Consider the following 12,790-nt stretch of genomic DNA (forward strand, 5'->3'; position numbering starts at 1 on the left):
GGGCTTCGCCCCCGTGTGCCTTTGTGGCGGCTCCTGCCGTCACAAAGGCACACGGGCGCGTCAGCGCCCGAGCGCCCTCCAGACCCGGTCGCGGGAGATCGGCAGTTCGTACGGCCGCACCCCGATCGCGCGACGTACCGCGTTCGCCAGTGCGGGCGCGACGGGGTTGTACGGTGCCTCGCTCATCGACTTCGCACCCATCGGACCGATGGTGTCGAACGTGTCGACGAAGTGCACCTCCGTGCGCGGCACGTCCGCGTACTGCGGAATGTGGTAGTTGCGCAGCACATTCGTCGTCACCCGGCCGAGGTCGTCGGTGATCAGTTCCTCGTAGAGGGCCGTGCCGATGCCCTGTGCGACGCCGCCTTCCACCTGGCCGCGGCACTGTTCGGGGTTGACGACCGTGCCGGCGTCGGCGGCCTGCACCGACTGCAGAATCCGGACCTCACCGGTCCGCACGTCCACCGCGACCCGGAAGCCGTGCACGTTGAACGACAGCGACCGTGGCAGACCACCGTGGTTGCCCTCGGCGCGCAAGGGCTCACCGGCCGCCTCGAGCAGTTCCGCGGGGGTGACCAGCACATCCCCGGCCCGGGCACCGTCCGGTTCGAGGACGACCGCGTCGGCGTCGGTGCCGGTCAGTTCGGCGGCGAGTTTGCGGATGCGGCCGTGCAGTTCCCGCGCCGCCGCCAGCAGGGCTTTGGCCGCGACCACCGTGCCGGAGGATCCGTAGGCACCGGTGTCGTGGGTGGTGACGTCGGTGTCGGATTGCCGGACCTGGATCCGGTCGGGACTGGTGCCCAGTTCGGTCGCGGCGATCTGGGTGTGCACCGTGGTCGTGCCGTTCCCGAACTCGGCGGTGCCGACCCGGGCCAGATACGTTCCGTCGGGCTGCAATTCGATCGACGTGTCGGCGTAGTGGCCGCCGGGCGGGTTGGACGCGATCATCGACAGCGCCATGCCCTCGCCGATGCGCCACTGCTCCCCCACCGGCGGCACCACGTCGTTGCCCCGCGACAGGGCTTCCTGCACGACGTCGAGGCACTGGTCCAGGCCGTAACTGCCGAACACGAGGTCGGCACCCTCCGGGTGTGCTCCGATCAGATCGTCGCCCGGCACCACCACGTTGCGCCGACGCAGCTCGAAGGGGTCGATCCCGAGTTCCAATGCCAGCTCGTCCATCGCGGATTCGACGGCGAAGATCACCTGCCCGAGGCCGTAGCCGCGGAACGCCCCGGACGGCCGGTTGTTCGTATACACCGACTGGGCGTCGACGCGCTTGTTCGGGCAGCGGTACACCTCGATCGATTCGCCGCAGCCGTGGAACATGACGCTCGCCGAATGGTTTCCGTACGCGCCACCGTCGTTGAGCACGTCGATGGCCAGCGTGGTGAGGATCCCGTCGGCGTCCGCGGCGACGGTGACGTCGACCCGCATCGGATGCCGGCACGGTGCGACCGTCAACTGGTCGCTGCGGGTGAACTCCCACTGCACCGGACGTCCGGTCCGCAGCACGGCCGCGGCGACGACGTCCTCGACCAGCATCTCCTGCTTCCCGCCGAACCCGCCGCCGAGCCGGGCCGTGAACACCCGCACCCGGTCGCGCTCGAGCCCGAACACGTGGCACAGTTCGTCGCGGACGAGGAACGGCACCTGCGTGGAACTGCGGATCACCAGGCGTCCGTCGTCGTCGATCCAGCCGATGGCCCCGTGGGTTTCGAGGTGCGTGTGCTGCACGCGCTGGGTCTGCCACCGGCCGCGCACGACCGCGGCGGCCGCGGCGATCCCGGCGTCGATGTCGCCGACCCCGCCGTGCACCTCGCCGATGATGTTGCGGGAAGCGTCGGCGATGCGCGACTCGGGTCCCTTGCCGGCGTGCAGCAGCGGCGCCCCGGGAGACCGTGCCTCGTCCGGGTCGAGGACGAAGGGCAGCACCTCGTACTCGACCTCGATCAGGCGGCAGCCCTTCTGCGCGATCGTCGGGGACTCGGCGACGACCGCGGCGACGCGCTGCCCGTGGAAGCGCAGCACCCGGTCGAACAGTAGGGTGTCGTCGGGATCTTCCTCCCGGTTCTCGTGGCGGGCAGTGGAATACGCGACGTCCGGGGCGTCCCGGTAGCACAGCACCGCGTGCACTCCCGGCAGCGCTTCGGCCGCCGAGGTGTCGATCGCCGTGATGCGGGCGTGCGCGTGCGGGCTGCCGAGCACCGCGATGTGCAGGGTGCCCTCCACGACGGTGTCGAATGTGTACGGCTCGGTTCCGGTGACCACGCGCGGACCGGCCGGGGCGGCCTGCGACCGCCCCAACGACGGCTCGGACCCGGCACATTCGACGTTGGTGACGCCGCGCAGGGAATCGTCGATGGACCGGTACCCGGTGCACCGGCACAGGTTGCCCTTGAGCCGGTTCGGCAGGTCGTCGAGGTCGTCGTCGGTGAATGTCGAAGCGGTGACGATCATCCCGGCGGTGCAGAACCCGCACTGGAATCCCGCGGCGTCCACGAACCGGCGCTGCAGCGGGTGCAGGTCCTCGGGGGTGCCGAGCCCGGAGACGGTGGTGACCTCGTGGCCTTCGATTCGCTGCGCGGGGTAGAGGCACGAGTGCACCGCTTCCCCGTCGACGAGGACCGAACACGCGCCGCAGTCGCCGGCGTCGCACCCCTTCTTCACCTCGAAGTGGGTGTTCTCGCGCAGCAGGGTGCGCAGGCACTGCCCGGGCCGTGCCGGGGTGTCGATCTCGCGGCCGTTCACGGTGAACTTCACGACAGCTCCTCACAGATCTCCCCGGCGAGCACGGCGGTGACCGCGCGCCGCCAGTCCGCGGCCCCGTGGGCATCGGTGTAGTAGGCCGAGACGGGAATACGCTCTGCCAGAGATTCTTCCAGCTCGCGCGCGTCCGGGACCCGGTCGAAGGTCAGCACGTACGGCCGTTCGGTGGCTGCGGTCACGGACAGCGCGACCGCCCCGTCCGGGTCCCGCCGTCCGATCACGACCGCACCCGAGCGACCGAGCGGGGACAATGCGATCTTCCGGAACGCGGTGCGCGCCTGCAACATCGGTGCAGGGATGTGGATACTTCGTACCACGTCTCCGGCGCCGAGGACGTTGGTGGCGATTCCGGTCACGAAGTCCACCACCGGGATCCGTCGATCGGAGCCGTCCGCCGACCAGATCAGCACCGTCCCGTCCAGGGCGGAGACGAGGGAGATCATCGCGCCCGCGGGGAACGACAGGCACAGGTTGCCGCCGACGGTCGCACGTTTCCAGATCTTCCACGACGCCAGCAGCGCGGAGGCGCACTGCCGGAACAGTGGTGCGGCAGGCCATGTTTCGGATCCGGACAGGTTGGCGATCTGTTCCACCGTGCAGGTCGCGGCGATCTCGAGGCCGTCCTCGGTGACGGTGAGCGCCGGCCATTCCAGTCCGGTGAGGTCCACCAGGCGGTTCAGGTGGGGCTGAGGCTCGGAGAACAACCACGTGCCGCCGCCGACGTAGGCGGTGCCCGGACCGGCCACGAGATCCGCTCGATCGCGGGCCACCCGGTAGTCGGTGACGGTGTGCAGATCCACGGTGCTCACCCCGCCTTCGCGACCAGCGCCCGGTGAGCGGCGGCGACCTCGCCCGCGACGACGTCCTCGTCCACGGTGAGAACCTCGTCGCGGCGCACCACTTCACGGCCGTTGACGAGCAGCAGTTCGAGCGGCGGCTGCGAACCCAGCACAATCGCCGCGACCGGATCGGTGATCCCGGAATGGGCGAGGGTGTCGATCCGCCACAGTGCGAGATCGGCGAGCTTGCCGACCTCGAGGGACCCGATCTCGTCCTCGCGACCCAGCACCCGGGCGCCGCCGATCGTGGCGAGTTCGAGGCTCTGGCGCACCGTCATCGCGCGGGGACCGCTGCGGGCCCGAGCGAACAGCGCCGCGTGGTGGGCTTCCTCGAGCATGCAGCACGATTCGTTGCTCGCGGCCCCGTCGACACCGAGACCGAGCGGGACCCCGGCGGCATACAGGTCGGCGGCACGCGCGATGCCCGCGCCGAGCCGGCCGTTCGACGTCGGGCAGTGTGCGGCGCCGGTGCCGGACGCGGCGAGCACCCCGATGTCGCGGTCGTCGAGGTGCACCGCGTGCGCGTACCAGACGTCCGGGCCGGTCCAGCCGAGCGACTCCATGTACTGCACGGGATTGCATCCGAATCGCTCGAGGCAGAAGTCCTGCTCGTCGAGGGTCTCGGCGAGGTGCGTGTGGAGCCGCACCCCCAGGTCGCGAGCGAGCACCGCGGACTGCCGCAGCAGCTCGGTGGTGACGGAGAACGGTGAACACGGCGCCAGCGCGATCCGCAGCATCGAATCGAACGACGGATCGTGCCACTGCTCGACGGCGCTCCGGCTGCCCTCGAGGATCGCATCGAGATCCTCGACGATGTGATCCGGCGGCAGCCCGCCGGCGCTGGTGCCCAGGTCCATCGAGCCACGGCACGGATGGAAGCGGATGCCCACCTCGGCGGCCGCAGCGATCTCCGCACCGAACACGTCACCGCCGTCGCGCGGCACGACGTAGTGGTGGTCGGTGCTGGTGGTGCACCCGGTCTTCGCCAGATGCGCGAGCGCGCCCTTCGCGGCGACGTGGACGGCGTCGGCGTCGATCCCCGCCCACACCGGATAGAGCGTGGTGAGCCATTCGAACAGGGTGTGGTCCACGGCGAGCCCGCGGGTGATCCACTGGTACAGGTGGTGGTGGGTGTTGACGAGGCCGGGCGTCAGCACGCACCCGCTGCCATCGACGATCGTGGCGCGGTCGTATCCGGCCGGTTCACCCGCACCGATCCCGGTGATGCGGTTGCCTTCCACGACGACATATCCGCGCGGGTGCTCGGTGCGGGCGGAATCCATCGTGACCAGGTAGGCATCACGGATCACGATCGGTGCCGTCGGCTGTTGCGGATCCATGGGCGCTGCTCCTCACCTCGTGAACAGTTCCAGTGAACTCCCGATTCGTCGCAATATCCCGGGCACCATCGACGAAACCGAATCGAAACGGCGGTTTCCTATTGTGCGATCGTCCAAACCCGTGGATCCGGTGGCGGTGCCCCGCCGGATCTCGCCCGGAAGGGGTGACGATCGTGCTGCTGCAGGACGTCCTCGACACACCCGGACTCGGCATCCGGCTGCTCCACGGCGGCGGGGCCGCGCTCGCCCGTCCGGTGCACCGCGCGTGCACCACCGACATGCCCGACCCGACCCGCTACGTCAGCGCCGGATCACTGGTGTTCACGGGTCTGGTGTGGCGCCGCGCGCCGGAGGACTCGGAGGTGTTCGTCGCACACCTCGCGCGCGCCGGGGTCGCGGCCGTCGCCGCCGGCGAGGCCCTGCTCGGCGAGGTGCCCGCGGATGTCGTCGACGCCTGCGCCCGGCACGGGCTGCCGCTGCTCGCGGTGCCCGACGACGTGCCGTTCAGCACCGTCCTCGAACACCTCACCCGGCAGTGGTCCAGCGCGCGCATGGACCGGCTGCAGACCGGCCTGGCCCGCCAGCGCAGGTTGCTCGCCGCGTTCGCCGACGGGCACGCGCTCGGCGAGCTGCTCGCCCGGGTGTGTCGCGAATTCGACGTTCCGGCATGGGTGTTCAGTGCTACCGGCACGCTCGTCGCCGGCCCAGACGAGCTCGGGGAATCCGTAATCGACGCGTGCTGCGATGTCGCGCTGACCGCGCCGCGTTTCCCCGCCGAGACCCCGGACGGCTACACGGTGCTGCCGGTCGGCTCGGCGTTGCGCGACCGCACGACCGCCTGGTTCCTCGTGCTCGGACCGGCCGCCGCACGCAGCGAGGACTGCCTCGACGCGTTCACCGAACTCGCCACCGTCGCCGCGCTCGAGCGTGTGCGGCGCGAGGACCGGCTGCGCGCGGCGTGGGACACGGCCGACGCGCGAGGCGTCGCGGACACCGCGGGTGCGGCCCACCCGGCGGGCACACCGCTCGTCGCGGTCGTCGTCGAGCGGACACCCGCCGCGACGCCCGAGCAGCACGTCGCCCTGCGCGCGGTGGTGAGCGACGCGTTGCCGTCGTGTGTGACCGGTATCGACGCAGCCGGGCGCACGGTCGCGGTGGTGGCGGGCAACGAATCCGACGTCGTCGCCGTGCTGCAGCGCCGGCTCGGGCGTCTCGCCCCGGTCCTGGCCGGTGCCCGGATCGCGGTGGGGGTCTCCGGCACGTGTGCCGGAGAGTCGATCGACGGCGGCATCCGCTCGGCCGAGTCGGCCGCGGCCATCGCCCGTGGGGACACGGGACCGGTGTCGGTGCGCGCCGCGGACCTGGATTCGGCGGTGGGCCTGCTGTCCGCGGTGCCGGACCGGGTGCGCCGCGCCTTCGTCGATCGCACCCTGGGGCAGGTCCTCGACTACGACCGGCGGACCCGGGCCGGCCTGATGACGACGCTGGAGGCGTTCCTGGACTGCGACGGCTCCTGGCGGCGCACCGCCGATCGGCTGCACCTGCATCCCAACACCGTGCGCTACCGGATCGGGCGGGTCGAGGCGCTCACCGGGCGCAATCTCGCGCACATCGGCGACCGTCTCGACGTGTTCCTGGCGGTGCGGGCTCTGGCCTGACCGACTGTCCCGGCCGAGGATTCACGCACGTCCGGTGTACTCGTCCCAGGCGCTGCCGGCGTCGGGGGCGTCCTCGCGCTGCACGGTCACGTGCATGAGTCCGTAGGGGCGGTCGTCGGCGTGGAACACCTCGCCGCGGTTCGCGATGCCGAAGCGGTCGAGGTCGTACAGGAAGTGGTGCTTGTTCGGTGCCTGCAGACGGATCTCCGCGAGATAGGGGAACGCCTCGAGCACCGCGCGGCCCATCTCGAACAGCGTCTGCTGCAGGGCTTTCGACTGCAGGTTCGCGAACCGGTCGAGCATCACCGCGCGCACTCCCGCGTAGGTGCGGTCCCAGTCGACGGCGAGGTCCGCGTATCGCCACCGCACGACGAGGCTGGTCGCGAGAACCCGGTCGTCGGTGGGTTCGAGCACCGTGAACGAATCTTCGAGGAAACCGGCGAACCCGGAACCGGTGGATTTGAGGACCACCAGATCCTTCAGCCCCGCGACGACCCATTCCCGGCGGGTGTCACCGGAACCGCTGACGGTGATCGCGGCGGTGCGCACCTCCGAACCCTTCCGGGTCCACGTGTGCGGGTGATCGCCCACCCGCTCCCACGGGAAGTCCTCGATCTCGATGCGCGCGGAGGACACCGGGCCGATGTCGTCGACGAAGTGCCGGGCCAGCGCGAGCCCGTAGTCCTCCACGGACCCGTTCGAGTGCGTCGCGGCGTAGGCGAAGATCGTCTGCTTCTGACTGTCGGTGGGCAGGACGTTGTGCTGGTCGCCCGTCACATGAGCCGCATCGAAGTCTCCGCGCAGACTCGACGTGACGTTCAGGTCGCGGATCTCGTGCCGGACGGTGTCGCGAAAGATGCGTACGACCCGGTTCTCGGCCTTGCCGTAGCGATTGGAACCGAGGACGATCCGGCCGGTGAGCGGGTCCATGGGTCAGCTCCCTCGATAGGTGGAGTACGCGTACGGCGACAGCAGCAACGGAACGTGGAAGTGCCTGTCGCCGTCCGGAACGCGGAAGGTCACGACCACCTCCGGATAGAACGACTCGACACCGCGCGCGTCGAAGTACTCGCCGGTGGCGAACGTCAGCGTGTAGGTACCGGGCTCGAGCGGTTCGTCGCCGAACGATCCGATGCGGCCGTCGGCGTCGGTGACCCCGGACGCGAGGGGGGTGCCGTCGACCGAGAGGGTCACCGCCACACCGGTTGCGGGGGCGCCGGCGGTGGCGTCGAGGATGTGCGTGCTCACAGTGTTCACTCGGTACCTCCTGTGACAGCGACTGTATCGTCGATCAGCAGTTCCAGCCGGAGGCGGTTGATGTCGGCGAGCGCGGCGCGGACCTCACCGCGTTCGGTCGCGGCGTCGTTGGCGAGCCGCCGGTTCAGGATCTCGAGCAGCTCATCGGCCGAACGGCCGGCTGCCCGTACGAGATACACGTGCCCGAACTTCTCCTCGTAGGCGCGGTTTCCGGCGGCGAGCGCCGCGCGCACCTCGTCTGTCGCGGTCGCCACCGACGACTGCTCCCGCTGTGACGCCGCGCTTTCGCTGCGCTCCCCGATCCGCGGATGCTCGGCGAGGGCATCGCCGAGTTCGTCGTCGCTCAGCGCCAGCGACATTTCAGTTGCGTTCCGCAACAGAGCGTCTCGATTGCCGAACGGACGGGCGGCGGCCACCCGGCGTGCCCACGCCGGACTGCTGCAGCAGGTCTGCAACAGCGCGACGGCGTCGGCGTCGGGCAGCGCATCGAATGTCGCACAGTCCACGATTCCTCCGATCTGTTCCGTCTCCACCTTGACGGATCGGCGCTCGCGGCGCCGGGAACATCGCGACAACGTTCATCGGCTGCGCGCGCCACGCTTTGGAGGATCGACCAACACAGCGAGGATCGAGCAGGACCGGAGCGGATCAGCCGACGCGGGCCACGCGAGCGGACATCTCCATGATCTGCCCGCGCAGCCAGGTGTGCGCGGGGTCGGACTCGTGCACCTCGTGCCACACCGCGTACTGCCGCACCTCGGCCAGCGGAAACGTCGGTTCGAGGATCCGGATGTCCGCGCTGCCGACGAGGCGGGACGCCAACCGCTCCGGGATCAGGGTGACCAGGTGGGTTTCCTCCAGGGCGTACGGCATCACCGCGACGTTCGCGGTAGTCGCGCCCACCCGGGCGTACACACCGACGCGCGCGAGCGACCGGTCGATCTGACTACTGCCGTCGTGGGCGGCATACGACAACATCGGGTAGCGGGCCAGCACTTCCGGGGTGAGCTCGGTTCCCCGGTGCGGATGCCCGGTCCACACCGCGCCGACGAACCGGTCGGTGAGGACGAGTGCGCGGCCGCAGCGGTCGAACTGCGGTTGTTCGAGCAGATGGTCGGGCAGGATGGCCAGGTCCACGTCGTGCCGGTGGAATGCGGCGAGGCTCCGTCCGGTGACCGGCCGCAGGTCGAACTGCACCGCGGTCGTTCGATACCGGTCCGACCTCATCAGGACGCGGAGCAACGCGACTTCGGCGTAATCCCCTGCCAGCACGGTGAACACACGCGAGTCGCGGGCCGGGTCGAAGTCCGGGGGGCTGAGAATCGAGCGTTCGACGGTGGCCAGCACACTGCGCAGCGGCTCGACCAACGCCAGCGCGCGCGGCGTCGGGCGCAGGGAGCGACCGTCCTTGACGAGGATCGGGTCTTCGAGTTGCTTGCGCAGCCGCGCCAAGGCGGTGCTCGTAGCCGGTTGGGACATGTGCAGTCGCTGCGCGGCCCGGGTCACGTTGCACTCGGCGAGCAACGCGTCGAGTACAACGAGCAAGTTGAGATCGACCCGCCGCAAATCCACCATGCCTCCCCCGCACGCCCCACTGTGAAATTCCACCGGATCCTAACCCGCACTCGGTCCGATCCGACTCGAACTCATATGCCCAGCAATATAGGTGCTATTCGAATGTGCCCGCGACCTTGTGCACGGCCTGCACCGTTCCTACTCTGACAGCCTGAATCCCCCCGAAAACTGTTTCGACATCGCCATTTTCGTGTATACCGCCGATTCGGCCGGCTCGGCGGTGCCAGAAGCTCGAAAGGAACGGTCCTTCCATGAGCCGCGCATCGCGACCGTTCCCGTCCTATTCACCGCAGAACTGGCGCCTGTGGCGCAAAGTTACGGTGGTGCTGTGCCTGCCGGTGATCGCGGCAAGCCTGTTCGGCGCGTCCCGCGTCAACCGGCTGGTGGAGGAGTCCTCGCACTACTCGACGCAGTCCGAGCAGGTGGCCGTCCTCCCCGCCCTGACCGAGTACGGCACCGCCATCGCGGGTGCCGGGGCCGCGACGATCCTGGGCCTGCCACCGGAGAACGGCGCACAGATCGCCGACGAGGCCGACGACGCGATCATCGAGTTGCTGCGCAGCGGCGACCTCGATCCCGCGATCGCGGCACCGCTGGCGCGGGTCCTCGAAGACGGTAAACAGCTGCTGGGCAGCGCAATGTCGCGGCAGATGGCTCCGCTCGAGGCGAGTGAACGCGTCCGTGAATTCGTCTCCCGAATGACCCACGCGTACCGCACGATCATCAACTCGTCGGCGAACCCCACGGTGCTGACCGAAGGCGACATCCTCCTCGACAGCTGGACGATCCAGTGGGTGCTGCTCGATCAGGTCGTGGCGTTCTCGTCGATGCGTGACGAACCCGGCTCGGCGCTGCTCATGTGGAACAACGCGATGGGCACGGAGCTCGCCCAGCTGCGGGTGCTCGCCGACACGGTTCCCGACCGCGCACCCGTCGACGCGCTGATCGCCGAGGTCGAGAACCGGCGTGCACTCACCGCGAACCTCGACGACGAGACCGCCGATGTCGGCGCGCTGCGCAACTCCCTGTTCGGTGCACTGATGTCGTACAACGAGTTCGTCGACTCCTCCGCCCAGAAGATCGTCACCACGCTCGACGAGCTCGCGTCGAGCACCCGCACCGAATCGTGGCGTGACGGCATCGCCGTCGGGACGGTGCTCGTCCTCGCTGTCGTCCTCGCCATCGCCATGTCGATCTCACTGGTCCGGCCGCTGCGGCGTCTGCGCGACGACACGCTCCGCGCTGCCGAACACGATCTCCCCGAAGCGATCGCCGGCATCCGCGACGGAGCCGACATCGAGACCGTCGACCTGCCGCCCGTCGGGGTGCACACCCGCGAAGAGGTCGGTCAGGTGGCCCGCGCCGTCGACTCCATGAAGTCCGAGGCCCTGCGCCTCGCCGGCGAGCAGGCGCAGCTGCGGCGGCAGGTCAACGAGATGCTCGAAACTCTCGCTCGCCGCAACAAGACGCTCGTCGAACAACAGCTTTCGCTGATCGAGTCTCTCGAGTTCGAGGAGAAGGACCCGAATCGGTTGCACAGCCTGTTCACCCTGGACCACCTCGCCGCACGCATGCGGCGCACGGGTGATTCCCTGCTCGTGCTCGCCGGAACCCGGCAGCGTCTCGGGCGCATGCCCGACACCCCGCTCGGCGATGTGCTGCGCGGCGCCGCCTCCCAGGTCGAGAACTACGAGCGCGTGCACATCGGGTCGGTGTCGGCCGGGAATCTCGTCGGCAGCGCCGTCGCCGACGTCGTCCATCTCGTCGCCGAGCTGCTCGACAACGCGCTGCGCGCCTCCCCGCCGAACAGCACGGTCAGGTTCGCGTTCTCCGGCGCCGTCGACGGCGGGATGCTGCTCGAGATCGCCGACCAGGGCATCGGGATTCCGCCGGACGACCTCGCGGAGATCAACGCACGACTCGCCTCCAGCAGTGAGCACGCCACCGGCGCGACCCGGCGCATGGGTCTGTTCGTGGTGGGCCGGCTCGCCGAGCGCCACGGCATCACCGTCCGGCTGCGCCCGACCTTCGATTCGGCAACGAACGGTGGCATCACGGCCAGCGTGTACCTGCCGACGAAGATCCTCAGCGGCACAAGCCATTTCGTCGACCCCTATCACGTCGAGCCGCGGAGGCTGCCGGGCGAGGGCTACGACCCCGAGTCCTACGCCGGTGCTGTCGAGCCTTACCAGGGGGTGATGCAGGCGCCGGACGTGGATTCGTCGGCGACCACGCAGCAGTGGCAGACCGTCGGTGCGGCAACCGGTGCGCAGTACCGCGCTCCGTCCGACCAGTGGCCGGCGGAGCCGTGGCAGGCGCAAGGTCCCGACACCCAGCCGTGGACACCGCCGCGGTGACACTGCCTCGGTGACACTGCCTCGCAGGCCTCGGTGACACCGTCTCGTTGACACGTCTGCGACCGTGGAGCCATGAGCGCCCCGCGGATCGATGTCCACCAGCACGTGTGGCCGGAACCGTTCCTGGCCGCCCTGCGGGCCCGTGAGGCCGCGCCGCGGCTCGACGGCTGGACCCTGCACACCGTCGGGGAGCCGCCCTACCGGGTGCAGCTCGGCGACCATTCCGTCTCGGCGCGTGCCGAACTCGCCGCCGCCGACGGAATCGATCTTGCGCTGGTGTCGTTGTCGAGTCCGCTCGGTATCGAGTCGCTGCCCGCGGATCAGGCCCGCCCGCTGCTCGACGCCTATCACGAAGGGGTGCTGGCGCTGCCCCGCCCGTTCGGGGCATGGGCGGCAGCCGGACTCGACGACCCCGACCCGACGACGCTGCGTGACGTCCTCGGCGCCGGGTGTGTGGGTCTGCAACTTCCCGCGAATGCGATCGCCGACGAGGCCGGGTACGACCGGTGCGGCCCGCTGCTGGCCGAACTCGAACGGCAGGACAAGCCGCTGTTCGTGCACCCGGGCCCGGTCGCCCCGGGCGGGCCTGCGTGGTGGGCCGCGATCGTCGGGTACGTCGGGCAGATGCACGCGGCCTGGTTCGCGTGGCACGAGTACGGCGCGCCCCGGTACCCGCGGCTGCGGGTGGTGTTCGCGATGCTCGCCGGGCTCGCGCCGTTGCACACCGACCGGATCGCCGCGCGTGGCGGGCCGGACGGACACCCGGGGGCCGGCGTGTTCGTGGAGACGTCGTCGTACGGGTCCGGGACCGTCGACGCGGTGGCCGCGCAGCTCGGTGCCGACCGGATCGTGCTCGGCTCGGACCGCCCCTACGCGCCGCCGTTGAGCGTCGGCGCCGGGGACCGGCGGCTGCGGATCGACAATCCTGCGAGGCTGCTGTGGCCGAGATCCCTCACACAAAACCCTTGACAAAGCGAACGATCACAGATGACATG

General features: G+C 69.9%; 10 protein-coding genes. 3 read left to right on the top strand and 7 right to left on the bottom strand.

What is annotated here, in order from left to right:
* Positions 1-60: 60 nt before the first annotated feature.
* Genes ACWDTS_RS17300 through ACWDTS_RS17310 form a run of 3 tightly spaced genes read right to left on the bottom strand, consistent with a single transcriptional unit; the run spans position 61 to position 4,948 of the window.
* Positions 61-2,763 carry a molybdopterin-dependent oxidoreductase gene (locus tag ACWDTS_RS17300; protein ID WP_450118685.1) on the bottom strand — a complete coding sequence of 901 codons (2,703 nt, stop codon included), beginning with the start codon at positions 2,761-2,763 and terminating at the stop codon, positions 61-63.
* Positions 2,760-3,569, bottom strand: a complete 810-nt coding sequence (locus ACWDTS_RS17305) for an FAD binding domain-containing protein (protein ID WP_450118722.1) — start codon at positions 3,567-3,569, stop codon at positions 2,760-2,762. The genes ACWDTS_RS17300 and ACWDTS_RS17305 overlap by 4 nt, the downstream gene beginning before the upstream one ends.
* 5 nt (positions 3,570-3,574) lie before the next feature.
* On the bottom strand, positions 3,575-4,948 hold the full coding sequence (locus ACWDTS_RS17310) for an 8-oxoguanine deaminase (protein ID WP_450118686.1): 1,374 nt from the start codon (positions 4,946-4,948) through the stop codon (positions 3,575-3,577).
* Positions 4,949-5,112: 164 nt separating this feature from the next.
* Here ACWDTS_RS17310 and ACWDTS_RS17315 point away from each other — a divergent pair, with 164 nt between their 5' ends.
* On the top strand, positions 5,113-6,606 hold the full coding sequence (locus ACWDTS_RS17315) for a PucR family transcriptional regulator (RefSeq protein WP_450118687.1): 1,494 nt from the start codon (positions 5,113-5,115) through the stop codon (positions 6,604-6,606).
* A gap of 21 nt (positions 6,607-6,627) precedes the next feature.
* Here the strand turns inward: ACWDTS_RS17315 and pucL are convergent, their stop codons facing one another.
* The 4 genes from pucL to ACWDTS_RS17335 form a co-directional block, all read right to left on the bottom strand.
* A complete protein-coding gene (gene pucL, locus ACWDTS_RS17320; protein WP_420749694.1) occupies positions 6,628-7,536 on the bottom strand; it encodes a factor-independent urate hydroxylase in 909 nt (302 codons plus the stop codon).
* Between the two features lie 3 nt (positions 7,537-7,539).
* Complete coding sequence (gene uraH, locus ACWDTS_RS17325) at positions 7,540-7,863, bottom strand: hydroxyisourate hydrolase (RefSeq protein ID WP_420749693.1); 324 nt, start codon at positions 7,861-7,863, stop codon at positions 7,540-7,542.
* Entirely contained in the window at positions 7,860-8,369 is a 510-nt protein-coding gene (gene uraD, locus ACWDTS_RS17330) for a 2-oxo-4-hydroxy-4-carboxy-5-ureidoimidazoline decarboxylase (RefSeq protein WP_450118688.1), read from the bottom strand. Before uraD ends, uraH begins: the two co-directional genes overlap by 4 nt.
* A 142-nt stretch (positions 8,370-8,511) precedes the next feature.
* Positions 8,512-9,438, bottom strand: a complete 927-nt coding sequence (locus ACWDTS_RS17335) for a LysR family transcriptional regulator (RefSeq protein WP_420749691.1) — start codon at positions 9,436-9,438, stop codon at positions 8,512-8,514.
* A gap of 251 nt (positions 9,439-9,689) precedes the next feature.
* Between ACWDTS_RS17335 and ACWDTS_RS17340 the strand changes: the two genes are divergently transcribed.
* On the top strand, positions 9,690-11,795 hold the full coding sequence (locus ACWDTS_RS17340; protein ID WP_450118689.1) for an ATP-binding protein: 2,106 nt from the start codon (positions 9,690-9,692) through the stop codon (positions 11,793-11,795).
* Between the two features lie 72 nt (positions 11,796-11,867).
* Entirely contained in the window at positions 11,868-12,764 is an 897-nt protein-coding gene (locus ACWDTS_RS17345; protein ID WP_450118690.1) for an amidohydrolase family protein, read from the top strand.
* Positions 12,765-12,790 lie beyond the last annotated feature (26 nt).

Source organism: Rhodococcus sp. NPDC003383 (genome assembly GCF_053589115.1).